Raw genomic sequence first — 26,476 nt, forward strand, 5'->3', positions numbered from 1 at the left:
TAATCTATCTAATTAATCCTTTGACAGATGAGACTACACGTTATCTGCAGGGTCCTTTCCTGTAAAGGGCTATCCGTTTTTCCTACATGTCTGACCAGACGGCTGTCCGCTATTTTCCTGATCACTGCCTGTATGCAGCTGAGCGCCAAAGGAATGGCACAACAGATCTCCATTAAGCAAAAGAATGCGCCTTTGGCAAAGATCTTCAGCGAGATTACACGCCAAAGCCAGTATCTTTTTTTGTACAATGACAAACAGCTGAATCAGACAAAAAATGTCAGCATCGATGTAAAGAATGCCTCCCTGGAAGCTGTACTGGAACAGTGTTTTAAAGATCAGCCGCTGACTTACACATTTGTTGAAAAAAACATCGTGGTTACGCCCAGGGAAAAGGCACCCGTTCATACGCCGGGCAATGCGCCACCAGGCCGTGTACAGGGTACGGTAACGAACGAACGGGGAAAGCCGTTGCCTGGTGTGAGTATCAAGATAAAGGGAAGTGCCATTGGTACCATCACCGATCAGGAGGGAAAATACAGTATTCAGGTACCGGATAATGCAGTGCTGGTATTTACCTATATCAGTTTCGTTACGCAGGAAGTGCCCGTGAATGCACGCAGCGTAATAGATATACATCTGAAAGAAGACCTTAAATCATTGGGTGAGGTAGTAGTGGTAGGATATGGTACCCAGTCTAAAAAAGACATCTCTACCGCAATTGCTGTTGTATCAGAGAAAGATTTTAATAAGGGAATGGCGCGCACCGCTACGGATCTGTTACAGGGCAAAGTGGCAGGCCTGACCGTAACAACAGAAACCGGCGACGTTACTGTGGAGCAAAGTATGCGGTTGAGAGGTACCTCGTCACTGACCGGCTCCAGCTCTCCTTTTGTGGTGATTGATGGAATACCCGGTATGGACATGAACTCCGTTTCTCCGCAGGATATAGAATCTATCAGTGTCTTGAAAGACGCCTCTGCGGCCGCTATTTATGGTTCCCGTTCTGCCAGCGGAGTAATCCTCATCACTACAAAAAAAGGGAAAGCCGGGCATCCGCAGGTGCAGTATAGCGGATATGCATCGATGGACAAAATCACCAATAAACCCAAGGTATTAAACGCGACTGAATGGCGTGACTATACGAAAAAAGTGGGGATGGACATCAGCGGCCTCGATAAAGGCGCCAATACCGATTGGTTCGGGGAGATTATCCGCACCGGTGTTTCACAAAACCATAGCATTTCCGTTTCGGGTGGCGGGGAAAATAGTGATTATCGCGCTTCTTTCAGCTACCTGAACAGGCAGGGCATTTTGAAGGATAACAGGATGGGCCGTTATAACGTGCTTCTCTCCCTGCACCAGAAAGCATTGAACGACCGGCTTGATATTTCCATTACCGGCGGATCCGTGCAAAGTGACTATACGCCCGCGAATGGTGATAATCCCAGGCTTGCCTATAATATGATCCCGGTTTTTCCGGTCAAAAACCTCGATGGCAGCTGGTTTGAAACCATGGAATATAACCAGGGTAACCCCGTGCACAATATGGCAGAAAATACCGATCTGTATAAAACGGGGCTGTTCTACGGTAATCTGAAAGCAGAACTGGAACTTTTCAAAGGTTTTGCGGCAGGCGTAAACCTGTTCAAACAAAGAAAAACAGAGGATCACAGTACTTATAACTCCATCACCAGTCCGGCGGGAAGAGGTGTACATGGATACGCTTACAGAGGCAACAAAGTATGGGATAAACAATTGATGGAACTGACTGGTAAATACAAAAGACAATTTGGTAAACACCAGTTGACTGCTTTGATTGGGTACTCCTATGAAGACAACTACTACCAGTTCTCCAGTGCGCAGAACAGGGGTTTCATCACTGATATTTTCGGATATAACAATCTCAGCGCCGGTGAGAATCTCTTCCCCAATGATGTGAACTCCGACAAGAACATGAACAGGCTGATCTCCTTTTTTGGCCGGCTGAATTATAGCTTCCGGGATAAATATATTTTTACCGGCACCGTCAGGCGGGACGGCTCTTCCGTATTCGGTAAGAATAACAAATGGGGCACCTTTCCCTCTGCGTCTTTTGCATGGCGGGTTTCAGAAGAACCCTTCCTGCATAGCAACCGGATACTCAGCGATCTGAAATTACGTATAGGCTATGGCGTTGTAGGGAATCAGGATGGAATAGGGCCTTACAATTCCATCGCATTGTACGGCCGCAGCGATGAGTTCTGGGATAACGGGCAATGGCACAACTCTTACAAATATGCACAGAACGATAATCCGAATCTGAAATGGGAACAAACAGCCTCATTCAATCCCGGCATCGACTTCGGGTTCTTTAATGGACGCCTGAGCGGTACCCTTGACTATTACATCAAGAAAACCAGTAACCTGCTGTACACCTATAGCGTACCTGTTCCGCCCAACCTGTATCCGACTATACTGGCCAACGTAGGAGATATGTCCAATAAAGGTTTTGAAATGCTGATCAATGCAGATGTGATCCGGCGGCGTGATCTTCGTTGGTCCGTTTCCGTTAATTTCGCACACAACAAGAATACGGTAACACGGTTATCCAACGATGTGTACCAGGCAGCCAGCATCAAAACCGGCGGCATTAGCCTGAGAGGTTCCGGTGGTACTACCACGCATATCGTTGAAGAAGGACAGGAAGTAGGCACCTTCTTTGGCTGGAAGTGCCTGGGATTAGATAAGGATGGTAAATATATTATGGAAGACAGGAACAAGGACGGTGAGATCAATGACCTGGACCGTACTTATATTGGCCACGCTATGCCCAGACTGACCTATGGTATATCCAACACGCTCGTCTACCGTAACTTTGAGCTCAATGTCTTCATCCGTGGTGTTTACGGCAATGATGTGCTTAACAATCCCAGCCTGCAATACGGTAATATCCAGTGGCTACCCGGCTCGAATGTATTACGGGAAGCACTGACAAACGGTATCCACGATTCTCCCAAATACTCCAGCTACTACATACAGAAGGGCTCTTTTCTCCGGCTGGATAATGTGAGCCTGGGCTATAATTTCGATCTGCAGCAAAGCAGGAGCTTTAAAAAATGTAATGTATTTGTTTCTGCGCAAAATCTTTTCCTGATCACCCGGTACAAAGGGGCGGATCCGGAAGTAAACGTTGGCGGCCTGTCGCCCGGCGTTGCAGAAGATTCATTTATTCCCAGGTCGAAAACATTTACAGTTGGCCTGAATGCTAGTTTTTAACCACTGATAACTGAAAAATATGCAACCTAGTAAATACCTCCTGTTGATGATCTTACTGGCCGCGACGGCCTGTACCCGGCTGGATGAAAAACTGTACAACCAGGTACCGGTCACTGATTTCGGCAACAATGCTTCAGAAGTGAATGCCCTGGTAGGCCCGATCTATAACACACTAAAGAACTATACGCTGGATGATGGCTCGTATATGGCCATGGTGGAACTATCCAGCGATATGGCTGTGATCCCCGTACGCAAGGGCGGCGACTGGTGGGATGGCGGTGCGCATAAAGAAATGACGATGCACAAATGGACAGCCGGCAGCACTTACTACAATAATTGCTACGACAATGCTATGTCCAGTATTTCCATCTGCAACCAGATCTTTTACCAGATCAGCAACAATCCTGTAATAGCCGCCGGCGTAAAAGAAGAGATCCTGGCTGAGATCAGGTGCGTTCGCGCCTTCTGGTATTATATACTTTGCGATAATTATGGCAATGTGCCTGTTGTAACCGACTTCCTGGACAAAACGCAGCCCACTACCAAAAGCAGGAAGGAAGTATTCAATTTCATTATCAATGAACTCAATTCCATCAAGGATAAACTAAGAACCGATGTCGCTACACCTGCCAGTTATGGAAAAATGACCAGGGGGGCGGCTTACACCCTGCTGGCAAAAATGTACCTGAATGCGATGGTCTGGAATCCGGATGGAGGGCCTAAATGGGAGGAATGTAAAAACGCCTGTGATTCCGTAATGAATATGGGTTATATCATTGAGAACAACTGGAAAACCAACTTTGTACCGCAGAATGATGTGTCGCGGGAGGCTATCCTGTCCGCCACTTTCAAAGCCGGTGGCAGCGGCAGGCAGAACATGGTAGCTGCTTATACGCTGCATTACCTGGATAATATTGCCCTGGGCCTCCTCATCACGCCGGTGAACGGCATTGCCGCCATGCCGGATTACGTGCGGGCATTTGATACAACAGACCTGCGCTATCGTGGCTCCTTTCTGATGGGACCTATGAAGGATCCGAAAACAGGGAATGTGCTCATCACCGTTCACGGCCGTCCCCTTATCCACACTATTGATATTACCATGCATGAAGTGGACGCAGATGGCTGGGGCTGGGCAAACCAGGAAGAAGGCGTACGCTGCTCAAAATGGGATATTACACCCGGACTTAGCACCAGCATGGAAAATGATATGCACATCTTTCGACTGGCGGATATTTACCTGATGAAAGCCGAAGCTATTGTACGCAGCGGGGGAGATAACGCCGCCGCTACCGCACTGGTGAACAGGATCCGCGCCCGCGCTTTCACTGATCCGGATAAACTGCTGAAGTCCGTTACGCTGGACGACATCTATAAAGAACGCCGTTTTGAACTGGCCTGGGAAGGGCTGGAAAGACAGGACATGATTCGCTTTGGCAAATTTCTGGCGCCTAAGCCTGGATTCAAGCCATATACCAGCGACAAGAAATACCTGCTGTTCCCGATTCCTCAGGTGGATATTGATGCAAATAATAAACTGGTGCAGAATCCGGGGTATTAGATGTAATTAAAACCGGACTTTATTATCAGACCTGTAACCAGTGGTAATACTTTCCGCCTGATGAAAGATTATTTGAACAGCATTTATAAAGATCTTGTTTATTGCTTTTGACGCTAATGAAGATCTATGCCCCTGGGAGCAGGCCTGGGGGCATCTTTTTCAAGATAGCTGTTTGGTAATCCCGGAAAATCTACAAAATACGGGGCCATGCAATTATCTTTAATATCCGGATGATTACTGGTAATAGGAATGATAACCTGTAATAAAAATGGGGACAGGATTTAGAGTTAAGGATTTCTGCTCTTTGGATCAATGAGATAGAAAATAATTTATCCAGGTTGATTTGTTAATATTTTTTTTTAACTTTAGTATACTGGTTGAAATTGCGAAGTATTATTCCCTCAAAATTATATAGTATGAAAGTCCTATCTAACAACAACATCAGCGCTTTCGATTGGTAAAGACGCTAACATTCCATTCAAACTCCTCATATTTCAGTACTGATTTCTTTTGAAACAGCGGATTAAGCCATACCCACCCTGATCTGATGTAACGGTACTTAGTTTGAACAATTTTGTTGATAAATGTTATCCTGACACAAAATTGCAAAGCAATGAACACCCTTGAACTACTTAATAAGCGGTTTAGATATCCGTTTCCAATGTTAAAGAACCCTAATGCCGACCAGCTGCAGGAGATTACCGAAAGTCAATGGATCGATGGGGAATACTTGTGGATCTATGAACAGAATGCAGATATACGTAGAAAGTATAAGAGAACTAAAACGGCTCATATTGCTGCTCAATGGTTTCCCACTGCATCGCCGGAGCGGTTTAGGCCTATCTGCAGATTGATGCTATGGACGTTGTATAATGATGACCTTTATGAAGAAAGCTCGCCGAACAATATTGAATTCGTTCACCAACAGTCAATTGCAGTACTTCTTGGTGAAATAAACGCTGCGGAATCGAAAATACCATTGGGATCCATGCTGGCAACACTGAGAGTGGAGCTGCTACAATTTATTCCGCAGGAATCCATTAGTCGTTTTACCAAGATGATCAGCCGATATTTTGAAGGATTGAAAACGGAACTTTGGTATAAAGAAAATAAGGTATTCCCAACAATAAATGAATGTATTGTATTAAGGGAGGATTCCATCTGTTTGTATCCTTTTCTGCAACTTACCGAAATAGAAACAGGCATCACCCTTCCTCCTGAGATTCATGAGCATCCAGTTATCCGCCGTCTGCAGGCATTAGCTTGCCATCTTGTAACTTTCTTCAACGAAGTGCAGTCTGTGACAAAAGATGAAGCAACTGGAAGCATTTATTACAATATTGTAAAGGTAATTCAACACGAACGTAAAATATCCCTGGAGGAAGCTTGTTTGGAAGATCTGCGTCTTCATAATGAAGATTTAAATGAGTTTGTAAGTTTGCAGTCTTCTCTCCCCGATTTTGGCCACTGGCAGGATGCCGTTGTAAATTGGATCCATTATATGAGTATGGTACTCAGCGGTTGGAAGAATATTTCAACCAGGCTTGACCGTTATAACAGTACTGAATTTCCTGGTTCTATAGAACTAAAAGAGCAACTGAGTACAAGAGCAATTTAATATAGATTCCTGGCTAAGTATTTAATTTAAAATATTTCAATCATGAAACAAAAAGATGTTCCCATTTTACAATATCCATGGCCATATGAAATAGGCCCTTTTTCTCAATCATTTGATAAGGAAGAGAGCGACTGGATCAATACAGATTATCGGTTTATGTCTGAGGCCACCAGAACTAAGTATAAAAAGCATGGCCTTGCAGAAGCTACATCGTTTATGTTTCCTGCAGCAAGTAGTATGGAACAGATCAGACCTATTGCCAGATTCATGGTGTGGCTTACATTATATGACGATTACCACGAAGTATGCCCGGTGAATGAACTTGCAGCTATCAGAGATCATATTATGGATGTAATGCTCGGGCAGCAACCCAGGCCTGATGATATAGGGTTAATAAGACAGGTGGCGCTAAGCAGAGAAGAGTTTCTCCCTTATGCTAATGATGATTGGTTTCAGCGATGGACAAAGGATTTTTATAATTATACAACGTATGGCATTATGGAAGAAACCCCGTACAAGCTAAAGAAGGAGTTTCCTACATTAAATAATCTGTTGCTTATCCGCGAGTACTCTATCTCGATGTATCCCTATGGGGATCCTGTAGAACCTTCTATCAATTATATTGTTCCAAACCATATATCAGAACATCCCATTATCAAACGGTTGAAAACACTCATGTGCCGTATTATGGCCATCCAGAATGATTTTGCCTCAATCGAGAAAGAGTCTGTCGTTGATACAGAAGTGCTCAATATTATCCTTGTGATAAAAAATCAATATAAGGTTTCATTGGAAGAAGCATGTTCCGAAGCCATGCGTATCCACGATGATTATGTAGCGGAATATGTAGAATTACAACATAATCTTCCTGATTTCGGATCACATCAGAAGAATATCGAACGTTTTGTTCACTATATGGCTTTGATGATTTCAGGACTGGGAGCCTGGTATCATATAGGAAGATCTACGCGTTACAAAACTCCTGGTGCATTTCCGAAGCCTGAATACGGAACATCCGTTTGAAGTAGAAGCTAATTGCGGAAGTAATCCGATTTGTACCGTACTTACCGTAAAAACCACCATAGGTCTGTCTGCACCTAACGCTACCTTTGTTCCCGTAAATCAGTACAATTCTTAACCAATTAAATAATTGATCTCATGGAACAGAGACACCCGTTGCCCCCTTTCAATTTTGAAACCGCCAGACAAAAGGTCCAGATGGCAGAAGACGCTTGGAATACCCAGGATCCGGTAAGAGTATCACTGGCCTATACTATAAACAGCGAATGGCGAAACCGGTCATCTTTTGTTAATGGCCGCGAGGAGATCGTTAAGTTCTTAACTGCCAAATGGGAAAAGGAACACGCCTACAAACTTAAAAAGGAACTATGGGCATTCACCGGCAACCGTATCGCTGTTCGTTTCGAGTATGAATTTCACGACGACAAAGGGCAGTGGTTCCGGGCATATGGCAATGAAAACTGGGAGTTCGACGAAAATGGTCTTATGCAAAAGCGATATGCCAGCATTAACGACGTACCCATTCAGGAATCGGAACGCAGGATATCATAGCTAAATTACCAGTGCGACACGCACAAAATGGAAGAGAAATTGTAACGGCCAAAACTAGAACGGTATATATGATGATCGTTCGTGAAATTAATGCTCATTAAATAAGATGGATTGATTGGGCCGGAGGTATCATTAATGCGCCGGCCTAAATATTACGCTGAAATTTTATGCATCACGCCTAACTATCTCAATAGTATTTGTAAAGACCTGTTAGGCATATCTGCCGGTGACATGATAAGAAACAGAATTGTACTGGAAGCAAAGCGTATGCTGATTTACCTTGACCTGACGGTTACAGAAATTGCCTGCAATTTTAATTTTAAAGACAATTCCTATTTCTGTAAATTTTTCAAGAATCAGGCAGGCCTATCTCCTGAAGCCTTTAGGAGAAGTATTTAGCTAATCAATTTATAAATACCTTGACCAGCAATTACCCTGTATCTTTTTTTAAAAAATTGACTTATGCCGATGCTTTTTTTGCCGCAGAAGGAAATAGATTTGAATAAGAACCTGAAGCAGAACCCAAACTATTAATAGATAAGTTGATTACAAGGGGAGGTGTTTTCGTATTGCGTTATGCGAAAACACCTCCTTTGATTTTTCACAGGCTGGTAATATATTGTATGCCCAGGTTTAAAGCCCTTAGCCGTACCAGGGGCAATGGCTGTTGCGTAAGACTTGAAAAGATCGTTAGATCGAACCATAGCACAGCGTTGGTAGTATCCGGGGCCACCGTATTATACCATAGTTCAATGCTATTTGCCCAGTCGCTGATCATCTCTGCCAGTTTTTTGTTTCCGGTTACGCTGTCTGGTTTTACCTGTATACTTTGCATTGGCTGCATCATTACCGGCAGTATTACTTCTTCGATGCCACTATTGAGCTGATAATTGTACTGGCAACTCATCAGAAAACTGAGTGTATCCTGCGAATTTTCCTCTAACAGTGCATCGAACAGGTTAGTCAGCTGCGTTGTTAGTGAAGCGTAGTTGTGCTGTCCTGATGGGGCATTGATCATCGATATATCCACTGGTGTTACACAGTCTGTTGTAGGATGATATGGATTTGAAAATTCAACGGTGCCGGTTGTATAAATAAATGGTTCGCTGGATGGTTTGCCTGGTACCAGTTCCGCATTGCGTTTTATTAATGTGGTGGTGGCAGCATCCTGACGGGCCAGTATATTCATCGCCGGTATAACAACTGTTCTTTCCGGTATCGTTTGTCCTACTGAAGCAGGCAAGACTACTCCGTTCTGCGTATAAAAATAACAGAAATCCCCGATGCATCCCTGATCATATACCTGGCGTTCGTATCCTTCGATATTAACCAGGGGCTGTTCCACTCCATCAGGCGGCAGGCCATGTATGGATATGATAAGCGCCTGCACTTCATTTACAGTGGCAGATCCTTCCTGTATGTAGAAAGTGTAAGGCAATACCTGTGTGCTGACCAACCTGTTATTACGGCGTGCCATGGCCATATTATTGTCCTGTGATGCCTTCACTACATTTGATACCAGCGCTGCGTAAGAGGTAAGTGCGGTGGATACTGTATCCAATAACGGATCAGTATCTGCTGTTCCTGCCGTTACTTTTGTAAGTTGTGTTTGCAGTACTTTGTATACGGAAGGCGAAACCGTGATGAACTCTGCCAGTTCCGGGAATGCATCTTCAATACCCTTCATCAGCATAGCATGGTTGTTGTCCGATACATTGAAGTTGATAGTGAAATCCAGCTGATCCTGTGGATAATGTATCTGTAAAGAATACACGATATTATAATTCCAGTTCAGCAGCTGGTTTATATTCGATGCATTCGGTGGAACGGTGGATTCACCGGACTGGTTAACCATAGAAGGCGCTGTAGGGAAGGCACGTAATACCATTGGTACCTGTATTTTCCCAAGGTCTTCTGTCAGCGGGCTCGTATTATCGAGTGGTGTAACAAAGCTTAGCCAGGTAGATGCTTCATAGCCTTCAATATTTGGCAGCGTACTTATCTGATGTTCAATCTGGCTGCCGGCAAAACTCAGATTGAGATCTACATAAGGCAGTAGTTCATTACTGCTGCTTCTCACTATCTGCGGTGATGAAATCAGGAACGGCAGGGGCGCTACTGTATCTTTTTGCAGGCCCAGCTTGGGAGAGGTAAAAGTGATAACGTCGCTGTTGTTGCCTTCGTTCACTGCCGGGAGTGCTGTCTGCATCAGCGGGGGCATAATTATATTCCCGGTCATATCTTTAAAACCTTTATCGACAGTAATTTGTGTGCTGCCAGCTATTGCCTCTCCGTTCAGATTAAGTATCACTCTTCTGGTATCATGGGGATCAATTCCGGCATTTGTTATGAGAAGTCCACCATTAGCTGTAAAGTTGCTGATAACGGCTGCTGCCGGATCTGGTGGGTTGGTGAAGAGCAGGTATACGATCGTTTTGTCTGCTGCATACACCATCGCAGCTGTAAATTTAAAATTGCGGCTGATACTTCCGTACAAACGAGGGGCGATGCCTGCGGCAGCATCCGCACTTACTGCTGCATGATACTGTACCGCAGCCTGTGTTGTGTAGGCATTTGTAAGCTTCTCAAGCAGTTGTTGCTTAAACGCTTCTTTTACCGCAGTGGCATCTGCTGCTTGTCCGCTGAATACAGGTATCATCCATTCTTTTACAATATCTGCCAGTGATTCTTTACTGCCCAGCAGTTCCTTCAGATAGGCAGTGTTTTTCTTCTTGTCTACCAGTTGCATGGCTGCAGTAAATTCAGGTGACAGCACATTGTCTATACTATTGAAAAACTGCTGACCCCACTGATCCATATCTATACCTGTGAAATCAACATAGGCAGATGGAGTATCGAAATTTATACCGTTCTTTTCCGAATAATAATAGACTGGTACCTGCTGACGTGTTTCCAGTTTATTGGATATAGGCCGCGGTGCAAAAATGTCCGGTGTAGCTACGTCTGTGATATCGTAAGATATGGGCGTGGGCACTTTTTTATCCAGTCCTAGTCTTACAGCCCATGTTTCCTTGGAATTGCCGGCAGCTTCGCGATCATTGCCGGTGGCAATGCGCATGGCATATTTACCTGGTTGTAACAATGCCGCCTCGAAGCGCGCCGCAAATGTATTAAGGCTGTGCGTGTCTCCTCCTTCGGTTCCGGAAAGCGGGGAAACCTCAGTTATCGCCTGCAGAATGCCGCCGGTAGTTTCAAGGTCGCCGGCTGCTGCATTCCTGGTGCGTGTTATGGTAAAACTACATTCCAAACGGAATATCTGCGCCTCGTTCAGTTGTGTCTGATCTATTGTAAACGTCAACAGATGTGCTGCCGCCGGAGGTGGTACATCTGTAAGCCCTTTCGATCTGTTTTCAAGGAAAAGATAGATAGATACTATCCAGTCTGTTACCAAACCGGAAATCTGCCCGGCACTGAGTGTGTATCTGTTTTTGACAAGCGTAGTGTTCACGCTGTAGGCGATGCCATTAGGATCGGTAAGCTGGTACCACAGCTGTTGATACACCTGTAGGTCTTTCTTTGCCTGTTCGATGATCGTGGATGTTGTTTCTTCCGGCATTTCCGGACTGCTGAACTGCGCCATGCCGGTATATGTTTCTGTTTTACCTGCATTGCTGATATTGTTAATGTTCAAAGTGATCAACAGGTTTTCCGGTATCTTATCTACCTGAAGTGTGATTGTCTGCTTATCTATTGACAGTGTTATACTGTTGATATGTATACCCTGATCTATGCTGTAGTTTGCAGGATCTTTAGCAGATATCTCTTCCAGCGGTTCCGTAAACCAGGCCGTGATACTATTGGTGCCGGCAGCTTTGGCCCATAAAAGGCCCTGGTAATAGCTATCTCCGAAAGAAAGGTTCAGCTGTAATTGCGGGCTATTACCGGTACCTGTATTTACCTCCCATGACGATGCTACAGAAGGCCATTGATTTAACCCGATAATCGGATCTGTGTAACCGGTTAGCATCGGTGGCATATTCAGCTGACTGTTACCGGACGGATTGGATAAGGTAGTGATCAGCCTGTTGCCGTAAAGATCCTGCCATGCAAAATCTACCTGCAACAAACCACCAAGTCCCCTGTAAGGGCTCATCGCCTGGTCAGGCATATTGGCTTTGGTTTGTATTGTATTTTTTGCAAAGCGGCTATATGGAACAGATTGAGTGTACTTCCAGTTATCCCCTGCAGCCAGTGTTTTGGGATAGCTTACTTTATCATTGCTGCTTACATTGTCTGTTTCACCTGAAGGCGAAGCAGGAAGACCCAGATTGCTGGCTGCAAAATAGTTATTTTCAGCAACCTGGTAAGACAGCATATTGTACGTATTGAGCAGGAATATCCTGCCATAGTCGGCTGTTGAAGGATCATCAGGTATTTCCGGTGGCACGGCTCTTTCTGCTGCGATACCGGCTACTCCGGGAGGTACAGTAGAAGTTCGTATATCCGGGCCGCCCTTAATAACGAGTAGTTCCTTGTCCGCAAAGATACCGGCTACCGCCTGGTTCCTGGCAGCCAATGCTGTTAAGTCCTCACCATAATAGGCAGCCAGATCCTGCAGGGTGTTTCCACCTGCGCTGGTACCAACAGTTACTGTAATTTCAGGAAGCTTTATTGAGGTATACAGTGGTAATGGGTCAGGCCAGCTGGTTTGCAGCGGATTGGCTGCTTTTATTTTATCAGTGGTAGTTCCGAAATAAGCAGCAATGGTATCTAATTTGCCTCCCGGAGCGCTGCCTTCAGGCCTTACTTCGTATACGCCTTCACTAATCAGTAACGATATACCGGTTCTTAACAGGCGTTTAGCGTTGTCTGCAGCCACATCGGCAACATTTCCATAATAGCCGTAGGCCAATGCTGCCAGCGTTTGCGTATTATCTGCTGCCAGGGTGCGCAGGTAAGGATCGGCTTCCGCAAATAATACGGAATGTGTGGTATCGATCGCTTCACCGGTTGCCAGCACATTCATGTATGTGGTGATGTTATTGCGTATGGCATCGTCCTGTGGCGCAGTATATAATACGAGCAGCGACAATGTGGCTTCATTATTATCATTAAATATCCGGTCCGGTAATCCGCTGTTGTTACCCGAATTGAAATAATACAGGTAGTAACCACCGCCTCGTGTAATACTTGCCTGCCAGAGCAAACGGATAAATTGTGGGGCATCATTCAGTAATACCATTTCTTCCTGTACGGCATCTGTTTTAAAGAATGCCATAGCAGCAGTATCCGGGCGGGTTTCGGTGGAAAGGTTTACCTGTGCGATACCCATCGTGAGACTGTTGAGTGCATCTGTTTGTATCCCTTCTGATGTAGTACTGTTCGTATCCACACCGTAGGCAACAGTAAGGGTGGCGATCAGGGATGTGTTGTCGCCAATACCACTTACCATTTTTTCCAGTATGGCAGCGTTGTTGCCGTCGGCACCCATTATTTCGTAGGTGGTGAGTGTTGATGGGCTTTCTGTTACTACAGGCACCCTTTTAATGGTAAAGGCAACCAGCGACCCATAACCATAGCAGGTAACGGGCGTATTGATCATGGAACGGCTGGATTCATCATATCGGCCGATCTGCATTTTCATACGTGGATTTATTTTACGTGTCTGCAGATCGGGTAATTGCAACAGCGTATCTGGTAATTGCCACAAACTGAGTGCTGGTACTCCGCCTGCATTGCCGCCGTAAGGCATAGTAAAGGCAGAAGCGCTGTTCCAGCTTATTTCCGAAGTGAAAGGATACGTAGCTGCTTTCGTAATGAAGGCATCCTGCGCTCCCAGTGTTGAAAGCGCTATGTCAAGGCTGTTGTTAAGGGCAAATGTTTCCACTGCACTGATCTGCTTCGCATCATATGAGCCAGGCACCAGTGGTATCGTTAGTTTGGTTGGATCGCTGCCGGCAAAAGACAACCAGTTGATGCCGGATGATTTGGAGAATACAATATTGAAGTTGTCGTTCGCTGTCAGGGTTGGTATCGGGAACTGCTGTCCTGTTAATGCGTACAGGCCTGCATAAGGCGGAAGGGTTAGTGCACTGCCGCTACCCGTTACCCACATTCCCTTGTATGCCGGCGTGATACCGTTTGTTGGCAGGCGTAAACCAGCCATATAGTAACGGGAAGTCATACCGGATAAATGTTGAAGACCGTTTGTTGCCTGGATCTCTTTCAGCAGCTCTCCTGCCTGGAATTGCTGGAGGTTGGCAATATTAAGGTAAGCTGTCAGCAGTTTATCGAAGAGGTCTGTTACCGTACCATTTTCTGCCGGTGCCGACAGTTGTTGCTGTGTGATATTGTATTTGGATGCAATCCTGTTGAGTGTATCTCCGGTTCCTGTAGTAGTACTGAATGAAGGAATCGCAAGTGTAGCTACAGGCAATAGTAATGCTGCCAGTCCGGTAATATTTCCGTTATTGATCAGATCACTGACAGACACACCTATGGCTTGTGCCACCTGTGTCAGCGATTGCCCCGACAGTGTTTTGTAAGGATCTTTGCCGGGGTAGTTAACTGTAATACCCGGAGCTAATGTATTGGCTGTATCCTGGTTCGCTGCGGCCAGATCTTTACCGGTAAAACCGTTAAAGAATATGGCTTGCGCAGCAATGCTGTCAAAAGTATCTGATGCCTGCACAATATAGGTACTGCCTGTAATGCGCAGCTTTTTGCCGCTGCTTAATCCGGCTGAAACATTATCTGTAAATAAAGCTTCAACAGAATACAGATCCGTTCCTGCTTTTTGATTTACCCAGTTAACAATATCATTTACACGCTGGCCATCCTGCAGATAGTATTTAAAGTCTTTCAGAGATTCCCTCGCCGCCTGCAGCATTTGTTTGCACAGCAACAGGAAGTAATCGCTGAAGATAAAGCTGGCCATAGACTGGCCACCGCTATCGTCCAGGCTGAACGCTTTCAGGTTATTCTTTTGCTGTTCTACCTGTACTGCCAGTTCATTGAAGTAGGCCCTGAGGTATTCGGTATAAGCAGCAGATGTACTATTGTAATCGGCGAAGTTGTAGGAAATGCCTTTATAGTCTGTTCCGTAATCAGGCAGCGTTAGTACCATTTCCGGCGGAACCGGGAAGTAGGTGGCATTTGCTTCTCCTGATGCCGGCGCATTTACTGTCAATATAAACTGGTTAGCCAGGAATGCTGTAACATCGGCTGCAGGTATGGGTGTGGAATTAGGTGAGTGGTCCAGATAATCCAGCAGTGCCGCAATTTGAAGGTCTGTAATAATCAGTGCATCTACCTGTTCGCTGGTTACAGGGCCGGATTGGATGGAGGCTATTGCCCAGCGGAATACTTCTTTGCTGAGTATTTCAAAAGAAGTGTCTGCACCGTTGCTGTAAGCCTTTAGGGTACCATTGTTCCTGTCGTCCTGTGGTGGCGGTACAGATTCTATAAACAGCATGGCAATATAACAGGCCAGTTGCGCGGATACCTGCTGTGCATTGTCGCCGGCCATGGTGAGACCGAGTCCTGCATATGCAGTGAGAGGAACAGGGGTAGCAGCCTTTTCGAGGTTGGACCATTGCGGATTCAGAGCAGTACTTACTGCCATGAGTTCTTTTTGGTCGTAATAGAGTCTACGGCTACGTCTTTTCAGCATTGGAATGCCCGCGGCATACAATGCGGTATGATCCGTTTTCCATGGTGGTGTGCCACCAATGGCATTGATGGTAATGCTTTGCTGAATCCTTGCAGAGAAGCTGAAACTGATATGTATTTTAAACAACCCGAGGTTGATTGTAACGCGAAGGGATACACTTACAGAGGCTGTAAGAGATATTTCTATTGGTTCATATGGTGCAAAAGTAAGCTGTGCAAGCAGACGTATGTCTATATTTACTTCTGCCTTTACAATCGCAAAATCGACAGAGCCGTACAACTTGCCGATAATGCCGACGGTACCACGGAACCAGAAATAATACGAGGTTTCAAGTTGCGTGTTGTTACCACTTCCGTCGGTAATCTGGTAGGGATTCCATTTGGCGAGTATACCTTCCAGTATGGCAACTGCAGTAAGACTGAATCCTGCTTTCAGGATACCTGCATCAAAGGAATAGCCGAAGCCAAATTGCATACCGAAGCCAAATACCAGTACGGGGTTAAACGTTCCGTTAGTAGCTGCCGGTACCCTGTTGGTAGTAGCGCTGGATAAATGGCCGAAGTAAACACCTGCAGATCCCATAACGGGAATGGGTATACCTATAGGTGTCCAGATAAGTGTCTGAAAAGTAAAGGAGCGTGAAAAATCTTCTTTCCAGGGGAAGCCGATATCTACCTGGAAATTGCCATTCGTGTAAATAGCAATGCCAAATACGGGCAGCGTAATATTGAACTGTCCCATATTGATTTTACGCATTACATCCGGCAGCACAATTTCCGCCTGGTACAAGCCGATGCTGTCGCTGATCTTCTTGTACATGATCTGGAAATCCAGCCCCTTGAATATTTTGGCTGGCTCACCTTCCAGCGCTATGCGCAGGGCATACAGGTAAGGATCATTGAACACAATTTGCAGTGTAAGAAAGTATTGTGCAACATCTGCAGCAGTAACAAGTGCATTGGCCTTTTTATCATCTCCACCCAGCCTCAGTACTCCAAAGTCCATTCCGGTAAGCCAGCTGCTGTTGGCATCAAAGTGTACCGGTGGGATCTCTCCCGGCTTCGGATCAGGAAGATTAGACATACAGGCAATGGCTGCCTGTACATTATCTGCGGTTTTAAAACAATCCAGTGTTACATGCTGGCCCATTGCCAACAGTCGTAGGTCCAGGTATTTATTACCCTGTCCCGGAGGCGCCGGTGTGGTTTCCGGCTTGGCCGCGTTCCATGATGGAACATCACCCCAGGCGGATGTTACATCCAGCGTTACAATAACGCCGTTCTTTTCAGGATCAGGATCTGCTGTATTGTAGGATAGGCTGAAGCCTTTAATGGTTACGAAGCCAAGTTCTATCGGGCCTATGCCTATACTAAAGCTTACCTTTTTATCTGTAAAGTCATATATGAGGGAGAGATTATTCAGTGGAACACTATTCAGTACACTCCAGGGGGCTGCCAGTCCGAACTTTGTTCCGGTAGCCCATGATACGAATGTTTCTACAATGCTGCCGATGCTGGCCGATTCTTTAAAGGAAAGTGTAGCAATATTATGCCCCGTTTTGGGGTCCTTCACTACCTTTCCTTCCAGCAGTCCCCAACGGATACCGTATGATGCGTAATCGGGGTCGAAATCGTAGAATACGACCATATCAATGCCCAGCCAGTTGATGTTGGCCAGCAAAGAACCGTATTTTCCTACGGTTGATGTTGCTATTCTTTTACCATAACCGATCAGGGCATTACCGGAAATAGTCAGATTCAGGAAGTCAATTACCCAGGGCTCAGCAGTTTTACCTGCAAAGCTCCAGTAATTGGTATCTGTTGATACGGATACTTTCAGCCCATTAATCCCCATCACCATACCGGTGTCCCAGCCAAGATATTCCTTCAATAGGCCGGAGATTGAGAGTACACCGTCGGTTTGCTCGCCTTCAAACAGCCATGAGCTGGTGGCACTCGTATAGGAAGCCTGCAGGTGCAATGTGATATTGACATTCGGGTCATCGGGCAGCAGTATCAGATTACCATCTATTCCACCAATAAGCTGATTGCCTTGCCCACTAACGGAAACGCCTACATCTTTTATGGTAAATACAGTGGTATTCAGCATACTGATAGGCCAGTCAATATTCAACCGGCATTCCACTGTATAATTGATCTTTTGCATGGCGTAGGTAAACTGAAAATCCGTTACAACAGGTTGTGAGGGCGGATTGAACTGAACGCCAGGCAGGAATATCGAGAACAGGTCGGTGGGTTTGATCACACCCGACTGCAGCAAGCCGTTAAATACGAGGTCTGGCCCAATTACACCAAGGGCTACGATGCCGGCATCTTTTCCTTCACCAATTCTGAATGTGCCGTTTACAGACCAGGTAGTGAAGCGGTCCTGTACAGAACCTGGATTCTGCACGTTTACATTGGCAGTTATTTCTTCGAGGTATAAATTATTAAGCAGTTTATAAGTTTGATCCGTTGCAAAGGTAAACCCCACATATTCAATTACATTATTGACACTATCATATACCAGCTGCGTATTTTTCAGCCCAAATCCTGACATGGCATTGAATGGTGATGGCAGCGCCTGAGTAAGGTTTATGCCACCTGCCAGCTGGTAGAATTTGGAAATGCTGGGATAAGGGCTACCCAATTCACCGGACAGCTTCCATTTCCCGTCTTTCATCGGCAACTCAATAGCCAGTGTGATATCGGCAGAATCGATAATTCCTCCTACCGCACCGGAATTAATAGTGTCTGCATTTATAATCTCAAATTCGAAAAATGGTTTGCTAAACCGGAACCAGGGGAGTTCAGCAGGCGCCCAGCTTTCATTATACGTGAACCTTGTATTGGAAACAATGACATCCTGCGGTGCGGTAAATGAGATCTGCATTTGCGCGTTGCCCAATGCACTATTGTCGCCTGTTACGAGGATGCTGGTGAGTATACTGCTCTCGTATACAGGAGTGATAACACTGTTGGTGATAGAAAAACTGGCACCTAATAATCCTGTAAAGAAATCGAAAATAGCGCCAAGGCTGAAAACGCCGGGAATCAGGTTCAGCACTTTGCTGGCATTTGTATTTGCCGGCAGATCTGCCAGTAATTGTTCGAGTACTGTTTCGGTATCTTCTGTGGTGATACCGCCAATGTCTCCTCCGTCGTGAATGAGGTGGTGTGAACGATCTTCTTCCCTGTATTCCTCTACATCTGCCAGCACGGCTTCCAGTACTCCTTCTGTATCTTCTTCAACCATATGACGGTTAGGGAACACTCTCAATGAGGTGCTTGATTTACTGACGATATAATTCAGGAAACTTACTGAGTATCTGAATTTATCATTGTCAACATTCTGGTAAAAGTCAGCTATCTGTTTAAAATATTTATGTAGTTTGCCGTTGGCACCTTCTTCTCTGTATGCTTTAATAAAACCGCCCAGTATTTCTGCCGGGTTGTCTGCTTTTAACGCAGGCCATTCGAAGAGCGGTGCATTGATCTCGTTTGCAACAGCCTGTATATTGAGCGGGAGGGAAGGATAATAAATAGTTATCGGCGCTACATCTGCTCTTATATATTCCGAAAGCCCCAGTATAGTAGTGGGATATTGTAAACCGTCTGCAGCAAGGCCAGGCTGTATATAATATTTGCCAATATTCAATGCATCATTGGCGGTACCCTGACCTTCAAATATAAACGGCAACGCAGTGGTTTGTAACAGGTAGTTAAAAATGGGCTTGGGTACTCCACCTACCTGCACCAGCAATACACGGTCTGTTGTTGCGTTCAGCCAGGCCAGTTGTGCATTTATGTTTGCCATGGTAGCCACCCATACAAATTTGACCCGGTTAACAGCATCTATCTGCTTCAGATAATTTTTCCTGTTCTGGTAAGTGACGGCTTCATTCTCTGAGGCAAATTCCATATTGCATTTACCGCCATTCAGTAGTTCAAATACTTTGTTTGTATGATCGCTGAAATTACCCAGACTCAGTATGATGATGGATTTAGCACCCGGTGAAGGACGACTCCTGTTTTTTTGTGAGGCCAGCATGGCCACAATCACTTCAAACATCCGTTCTTCAGCAGGACTCATGAACGCGGACTTGCTGAGGTTATTGATGCCATATACCGGTATAAAATCCAATGCCGCCTGGCCCGTGATCCATCGGGCAATGGCTGCTTTTTCAGCATCAGGGGTATTTGTATAATAGTTCCAGTCCGGTACCGGTATGGGTACCGGCAGATAAAAGGCCCGTTGGGCAAAAGATTTGTAGCCTAATACTTTTTCATCTGTAAGGGTGATAAAATTTTTGTCGGAATTGAACTGGATCTGGTTGGCGCCCAAATACCACTTATAAGGCTGGAGGCGTAGGAAATACAGGGTATTGAGCCTTTTGGCAAAATTGGGGACTATCACGCGAGATGGGGAATGTTCATCATCTGCACCACCAGTGAAGCCCAGGTTTACCTCATTTCCAGGAGGATTATCGTCGGATTTAATCAGGGAAACAGTAGCATTTACCACTGTGCCTATGGGCTGCCTGTTTAGTTCCGGCAGCAGGTTGTATAACTTATCCCGGGTTGAATCTTCCCCGTAGTATACCTCTATGGTACCCTGGTATGCAAAGCCTTTACTGCTTAGCGGGTTAGCCAATTGCCGGAGTATCCCAACAGTAGAAGCCTGATGCCCACTACCGGCGGTATCACTTGCAAGCATGCGGATCACGGGATTCTTTCCCCCATTCAGATAGCCCCTGAATGCATCCAATGATTTCTTTACCTGGAAATCCCAGTTGGGATTGAAGTAAGTATATACCTTGGTGAATAATGATTCAAACATGGCTTGTTTTTTTAACGTGATGTGGATGTAGTGGTTAACTGTTGCTGTGCCTGTAATCCGCTGGCATTTTTCTTCCGGTACATAGCATACCATCCGAGCCCGCTGGCTTTACCTCCGGCATCCGGGTTACCAAACAGGTAAAATAATGTGGAACCGTTTGGTGGTATTTTCAGCAGACCGAGGAACTGCAATGCTATTTCTGTAAACATCAGCAGGAAGGAAGACTGAGAAGCACTGTAAGCTAACCTTATCTGACCTATGGATAATTTCATGATATTCTGCAGGCTGATGAGTTTCGCGCCGCCACCGGTACCGGGAAGAGAGATGCCTATGCCACCCCTGTAGGTATTGACACCTGTGCTTTGCGGAGACCATACCAATAGCAGGAAAGAGTTCAGACTTAGTTTTCCTGCCAGTTCTCCCGGTGTGCCCATGTTTAGTTTCAACTTTAATCCGTACCAGTTGTCAATGCTCATGTCGGATAATGCAACATCTGGTATAACGGGTAAATAACCTTTATCCGATAGCTGTGTACCTGCGTCTGCGGACACCAGTTCCTGCATGTCGAGTGCAAAATTCAGGAAAAGGCTATTGGTACGTGGCGTACTGTGCGCGGTATTAAAACTGATCTGTGTTACATCCATCACCATTTGTTTTTGTGAAGGAGCTGAGGCCGGGAATATCATGCTGATGCCCAGATTGTTGAAACGCAAACCCTTGTTAGGAAAGTCTTCTCCCTCATTATTACCGAAGGAAAAAATATCAAATACGGGGCAGGTAACCGGGTCACCGATCACGTAATAATCAATAAAACCGGACATACCGAACCAGGAAGAGATATCTCCGACTTTATCAGCATTCCGTGTGCTCAGCAGTACGTTTGAGATTTGTATTTTATGAATAATATTATTATCGAAATAGAAAGTATTGTCGCCCTGACTGGAAAGACTGTATAAAGTCTGATTGTCGGTGATTTGAAGACTTCCCTTCAGCATCACATTATAGTACACGTTTGACGTGTCGCCCATTATACTCACGGGCATTTTAAACAACTCAGTGATAGTAAGCTGTGCCAGGCTTTCAAAACTGCTTACAGCTGTATTCTCGAACAATACTTTCAGTGTCAGCAAACGAAAATCGTAGGTGGCGGACGATGCAGGCATTACTGATTCCTGTAACGTGTCATCAAACAACGGGTCTTCATAATAAATAAGCCCAAACATGGAACTGGGCTGATGTAGGGCTGCGTTTGCGCCATCCTTCTTCACAGGGCTGATCTCTACGGCAAAGTGATGTGCATTGAATGCGTCCGGATCAGTAACCCCTGCCATAATACCCACCAGGTTTTCAGGCAGTTTGCTGATATCCATGCGAAGGAAAAGAATGCCCGTCCAGTTTTCATCCTTTACAATCGTATTGAACTTATCAAAATATTTATTGCCGCTTTTATCCGCGGCCTGTTTAAAATAAGTTTGCAGCCATTGTGAGAGTATCACGAGCTCGTCGTTATCGGGAGGCAGCAGTTTACCATCCGGACCAATAATAGTAGGTGCTGCAAAAACATCTTTTTGTGTCCATTTAGACGGATTGGCAACAAGGCTTTTGGTGGCATCGTCCGCATCATACAGCTTCCCTTTTTTAGCCTTGATGATCATTACATTCCGGTAATCATTGTATTTATTCTGCTGGCCTACATTTGCTGTCATCTCCCAACTGCCGATACCTACTTTATTTGAGAATGCAGGCGCTCCGGGCACCGTTCCGTTCAGTGCACCGAGATGGTTGGCATTGGCAGCCACCAGCATCAGATCGCCGGTTTGCAGCGCTTCTATTAGCTGCTCATCGGGATTCATGAATTTCAGGGAATACGCAGTGCCGCTATCGGTATTCTGACCAAGTAATACTTCGTTCCATTGCATTTGTCCGCCGGATGTGGTAACTGTTACCAGCAATCCCGATGGTGTTGTTGATATTTGCGGGGCTACATTTTCTGCCAGCCGTATGTTGCCTTTTATCAGGGACCGGGAAGTAGATAATGTGCCAACATATTTTCTCCGGGCGGGACTTACAACCTGGTTTTCAAAAGCGATGATCTGTTCCTTTGAAAAAGAGTTGATACCGTCGCCCGCTGTTACCCCGTTATAGGGTACTATGGGAAAGCTGACCTTGTCGTCAGCTATAAAAGTAAAGCCAGGTATATTGTGCCCGAAAAGATCTGTGTAATGTGGTGTGATGAGGGCATCGCTGCCAAATAATGCAGCCCCTTTGGGTTGTGCGATATAACTGATCACATTGCCTTCGCCTGCAAGCAGCGTGGCCCATGCCGTACTGAAATTGTTACTGAGTAGTGGGGCGTTAGGATCTTCAGGCGGCTGCTTTACCGGAGAAGCTTCCTGAAACGGAAATTTAGAGGCAAACGCAGGTTGGCAGGATATAAAACGGATCTTATCTCCGTTTGTGGTAGCTGTTTTGGGCGTAATGCTAAAAAATTCAGTACCCTGCATTCCTCCTATCAGGTATTGCTTGCTGCCATCAATAACGGATGGCATTTGCATAGTAAAATCTCCTTCCGGCGTCAGTAAAAATCTTTGTATGGTAGACGATGTATATTCACCACCGGCAAATACCAGTCTTGCCGGTAATGTATTTGTGCCGGAAACATCCGGCAGCAGGTTGATGGCAGCACCGAATACGGTTCTGAAATAAGAGGCTAGTACCGTATTGGTCTGATCGGAATTGATTCCTGTAAAGTTAAACCAGGTACGCCTGCTGACATAACTACCACTGATGGTACAGTTACCGGTTTGGCAGGGGTCAAATGCTGTGTTAAATACATCTGTTGGATCAATACTTGCAGTGAAGCCGATAAAATCAGTAGCGCCGGGATCACCTCCTGCGAGTGGCAACCATTCAGACAAAGCATTGCGGTTGACGGTTTGTACCGGGAACAAAAACTGGAAACCCCATTGCAGTTCATTATAAAGAGAAAGTCGTTGTATAGAGAGCGAAAACTGTATGGTTCCCCGTAGCGGCCCATTGAATGGAATGGTACCAATAACGGGAGCTTTGATATTTGGTGTGGACGGACCGGAGAAAAAGATGGTGTAATTATTCTGCGATCCATCGAGCAGCAAGGTACTATCGTCTTTCCAGGACAGCGCCATACCATTGGTAATATTCAGTGAGAGGGTAGTGGTGAGGGGGGCCTGTAAACCGCTATTGACGGATGTTCCGTTGCTATCGATACCCATCACCGGTGCAGTATTCATGTTTATATTCACATTATCCTGTAACCATACAAATGCACGGCCTGCACCGGAACTGTTCAATACATTGTATATGCTGGTTACAAATTTCATCGCACTATCAATGCTGTTAATAACAGGAGGTAGTGCTGCAAATACAAAACTACCCAGGTAGGTAGTGCTGGCCAATGCTTCTTTCAATTCTATTGTATCAACACCGGGTGTAATACCTTTGGGTATTACGAATGCAATGAAGCCTTTGTCGGCAGCACTGGTTTCTGCAATATATAACTGGTCGATAAATTGTTTGTTGAAAAAAGCCATGGCAATTATATTTCACGTGATAAAAAAAGGAATGAAATACCCACCGGGCTGCAAGCCCGTAAAAAACAGATCAGTTAATGATGTATATGGTGTACCGGTCCGCTATACTTCTTTATACTTTTGCAACAACAAGGCCTTGCCCGTATTGTAAAACAATACAGGCAAGGCAGGCATTACAAATTAATTTTTAAACGTTGCAGAACATGCGAGTGCTCTTTGGGTATTGCTACCTCCGGTCTGAAGACCACTCATAAAGATAGCAACGGTGTAGGTCTGACCTCTGCCAATGCTGATATTATTGAATGCAGCGCGGCCGGATGAAAAATTAGGAGTAAGAGCGATGGAAGCCTGAGGGGGAGTACTGTAATAAGAAGGATTTTCTCCTCTCCATACGCCGGCCCATGCGCCATTGGATTGTGGCAGCACGCCATCAGGCAGGTCAAACTGGAAGGAAAAAGAAGTAGTACCCACTTTAATCTCAGAAATACCGGAAGTAAAGATGGTATTTTCGCCAGTAGATTTCTCAGGAATAGTAGCAGTGCCGCATATATTACCATACTTCTGAACACTGCCGGTAGGGTTAAGTGTTGGGCCTACGGCGTAACCAATAATATAGCTGCTGTTGTTGATATCCAGGCCGCCAAAGTTAGCGGAACCAGAAGGCGTGTTAGTGGGGATAGGAAAAGTCTTTAACGGATCTGTATTCCACGGAATAGAACCAGCGTTTTGCCAGATAGCGAGGAAGTTGCCGTAAGTGTTTGGCTGGTTTCCCGGCATAGTTGTGTAATCAACATCGATAGAATCAGCAGCCACATTCGAAACAACGAGCGTGGTAGTGTAAAGGGTGGAAGCTGTGAGCTCCACAAGTGTTTGTGTTTCCATGAATAGTGTTTTTTGAGGATTAGAAAAAAGAGGTTATACTATAAATCCGAGGCGGGTGTAGATGTATTGAAATTGAGGATAGCCGCTGCTGTAGAAAGATCCTCTCCCATAAAATATATAAGTGTGTAATTGGAGTTAATGCTTAACGGTACATTATTCATACCGATAGTGCCTTCGCTGGAATTGCTGTTCAGCATAACTTTGGAAACAAGTGGTCCAGGATTGTAAGGTGATGCATATCCTTTCCACAGGCCAATCCAGTTGTTATATTGCTGCGGCAGATAACCGGCAAGTGTTTGGTAATGTATCGCGAGTGAATTGGTACCCAGGTATTCCAGGTTGATGCTCACCTGCGTAGGTGCCAGTACCAAGCCTCCCGCAGATATTACACTGCTGCAGCAAATATTGGTAATATCCGGCCCTACCCCATAACCTACTACATAGCTGTTGTAGGTAATGGCGAGGTTATCGATCACTATTGTTCCCTGTTCTGAATTCTGTTCAATAAACATTTGTGCCAGCGGTTTTGCTGTCCAGGGGATCATAGATGCTTCCCATATGGCAACAAAGTTCCTGTAAGTGAGTGGCTGATTACCAGGCAACCCTTTATAACTGGCTGTTACGGTATCTCCATCATAAAAAGGGATGGACACCGAGCAAGTATCCAGCGTAGGTGTATTTAACTGCACCAGCAATCTTGAAGCAATAGGGACAACTTGTAGGAGACCATTTTCTACATAGTCAGATGTAGAAGATATATCGTCAGCTTTCATGGAACATGGTTTATAGAGATAGTGATACTGGCTTATTAAGCCATATGACAAGCAACCCATTACTTAGCCGATTCCTGCATTCATAACTTATTCCTTAAGTGATTATTCTGAGGTTTATCTTTTATTCTGAGGTTTATCTTTTACAACATTCTTATACAGATTTCACATCTTTATTAAGGATAGAAAAACCTGCTGGGGAATTAAAGATAACTAAATCATCCAATATTAATTAAAATCTTATGTTATTTATTTTAAAAAAGTGAAAAAAAAATTAATAGATATTTTACAACAAAATAAGATTAGATATATACGATATATGAGTTATGATTAATCTGTATAGGAACATTTTATCCAAAGAGCTAACCAACAAAACGATAAGCCGATTACCGAAATCCAGGGAGCTATTGATAAACTGAAACAAAGAATCAGCTATGCCCAAGCCCTGATACCGGATGCGGAAATTGCCCCGGCTGAATATACCGGCATTAAGAACACACTAAAGGCGGAGATTGAAGCACAGGAATCCAGGAAAATGGAACTTGTAACTGATTATGGAGAACAGCAAAGGCAGGATAATCCTTGTAAATGCGGTCTGGCACTATGAGAATGGTGATTTAGATACCAGGCAAAAGATTATTGGTTCGATGTTCCCTTCAAAACTAATTTTTGATAAAAACGATTATCGAATCATTGAACCTAACCCTATACTGGAGCTAATAGTATTGCCAGTAAAGGATTTGGAAGTATCTAAAAAAGGAAAGGTCGGAACTTCTT

Annotated in this window: 10 protein-coding genes; 6 read left to right on the plus strand and 4 right to left on the minus strand. The window is 45.0% G+C overall.

From position 1 onward, the window contains the following. The first annotated feature begins 27 nt into the window (after window positions 1-27). The 6 genes from UNH61_RS04860 to UNH61_RS04885 all read left to right on the plus strand — a co-directional run bounded on the left by UNH61_RS04860 (window position 28) and on the right by UNH61_RS04885 (window position 8,405). Complete coding sequence (locus UNH61_RS04860; RefSeq protein WP_326990999.1) at window positions 28-3,255, plus strand: TonB-dependent receptor; 3,228 nt, start codon at window positions 28-30, stop codon at window positions 3,253-3,255. A 19-nt stretch (window positions 3,256-3,274) separates the two neighbouring features. After that, window positions 3,275-4,816 (plus strand): RagB/SusD family nutrient uptake outer membrane protein, encoded by a 1,542-nt coding sequence (locus UNH61_RS04865; RefSeq protein WP_326991000.1) that lies wholly within the window; start codon window positions 3,275-3,277, stop codon window positions 4,814-4,816. A gap of 613 nt (window positions 4,817-5,429) precedes the next feature. After that, on the plus strand, window positions 5,430-6,434 hold the full coding sequence (locus UNH61_RS04870; protein ID WP_326991001.1) for a hypothetical protein: 1,005 nt from the start codon (window positions 5,430-5,432) through the stop codon (window positions 6,432-6,434). 42 nt (window positions 6,435-6,476) lie between these two features. After that, complete coding sequence (locus UNH61_RS04875; RefSeq protein ID WP_326991002.1) at window positions 6,477-7,457, plus strand: terpene synthase family protein; 981 nt, start codon at window positions 6,477-6,479, stop codon at window positions 7,455-7,457. A 135-nt stretch (window positions 7,458-7,592) separates the two neighbouring features. Then, window positions 7,593-8,006 (plus strand): nuclear transport factor 2 family protein, encoded by a 414-nt coding sequence (locus UNH61_RS04880; protein WP_326991003.1) that lies wholly within the window; start codon window positions 7,593-7,595, stop codon window positions 8,004-8,006. 135 nt (window positions 8,007-8,141) lie between these two features. Continuing rightward, complete coding sequence (locus UNH61_RS04885) at window positions 8,142-8,405, plus strand: helix-turn-helix domain-containing protein (RefSeq protein WP_326996157.1); 264 nt, start codon at window positions 8,142-8,144, stop codon at window positions 8,403-8,405. 202 nt (window positions 8,406-8,607) lie between these two features. Here UNH61_RS04885 and UNH61_RS04890 read toward each other — a convergent pair whose 3' ends face one another. The 4 genes from UNH61_RS04890 to UNH61_RS04905 form a co-directional block, all read right to left on the minus strand. Continuing rightward, on the minus strand, window positions 8,608-20,478 hold the full coding sequence (locus UNH61_RS04890) for a LysM peptidoglycan-binding domain-containing protein (protein ID WP_326991004.1): 11,871 nt from the start codon (window positions 20,476-20,478) through the stop codon (window positions 8,608-8,610). An 11-nt stretch (window positions 20,479-20,489) separates the two neighbouring features. Beyond that, complete coding sequence (locus UNH61_RS04895; protein WP_326991005.1) at window positions 20,490-24,047, minus strand: hypothetical protein; 3,558 nt, start codon at window positions 24,045-24,047, stop codon at window positions 20,490-20,492. A gap of 180 nt (window positions 24,048-24,227) precedes the next feature. Beyond that, a complete protein-coding gene (locus UNH61_RS04900) occupies window positions 24,228-24,929 on the minus strand; it encodes a hypothetical protein (RefSeq protein WP_326991006.1) in 702 nt (233 codons plus the stop codon). A 38-nt stretch (window positions 24,930-24,967) separates the two neighbouring features. Next, window positions 24,968-25,702, minus strand: a complete 735-nt coding sequence (locus UNH61_RS04905; RefSeq protein ID WP_326991007.1) for a hypothetical protein — start codon at window positions 25,700-25,702, stop codon at window positions 24,968-24,970. Between the last annotated feature and the right edge of the window lie 774 nt (window positions 25,703-26,476).

This window comes from Chitinophaga sp. 180180018-3, assembly GCF_037893185.1.
GTDB lineage: Bacteria > Bacteroidota > Bacteroidia > Chitinophagales > Chitinophagaceae > Chitinophaga.

Bases quoted from the DNA above. Each gene is read 5' to 3' on its own strand.
- UNH61_RS04860 (WP_326990999.1), top strand. From the start codon at position 28: ATGAGACTACACGTTATCTGCAGGGTCCTTTCCTGTAAAGGGCTATCC.
- UNH61_RS04865 (WP_326991000.1), top strand. From the start codon at position 3,275: ATGCAACCTAGTAAATACCTCCTGTTGATGATCTTACTGGCCGCGACG.
- UNH61_RS04870 (WP_326991001.1), top strand. From the start codon at position 5,430: ATGAACACCCTTGAACTACTTAATAAGCGGTTTAGATATCCGTTTCCA.
- UNH61_RS04875 (WP_326991002.1), top strand. From the start codon at position 6,477: ATGAAACAAAAAGATGTTCCCATTTTACAATATCCATGGCCATATGAA.
- UNH61_RS04880 (WP_326991003.1), top strand. From the start codon at position 7,593: ATGGAACAGAGACACCCGTTGCCCCCTTTCAATTTTGAAACCGCCAGA.
- UNH61_RS04885 (WP_326996157.1), top strand. From the start codon at position 8,142: ATGCGCCGGCCTAAATATTACGCTGAAATTTTATGCATCACGCCTAAC.
- UNH61_RS04890 (WP_326991004.1), bottom strand. From the start codon at position 20,478: ATGTTTGAATCATTATTCACCAAGGTATATACTTACTTCAATCCCAAC.
- UNH61_RS04895 (WP_326991005.1), bottom strand. From the start codon at position 24,047: ATGGCTTTTTTCAACAAACAATTTATCGACCAGTTATATATTGCAGAA.
- UNH61_RS04900 (WP_326991006.1), bottom strand. From the start codon at position 24,929: ATGGAAACACAAACACTTGTGGAGCTCACAGCTTCCACCCTTTACACT.
- UNH61_RS04905 (WP_326991007.1), bottom strand. From the start codon at position 25,702: ATGAAAGCTGACGATATATCTTCTACATCTGACTATGTAGAAAATGGT.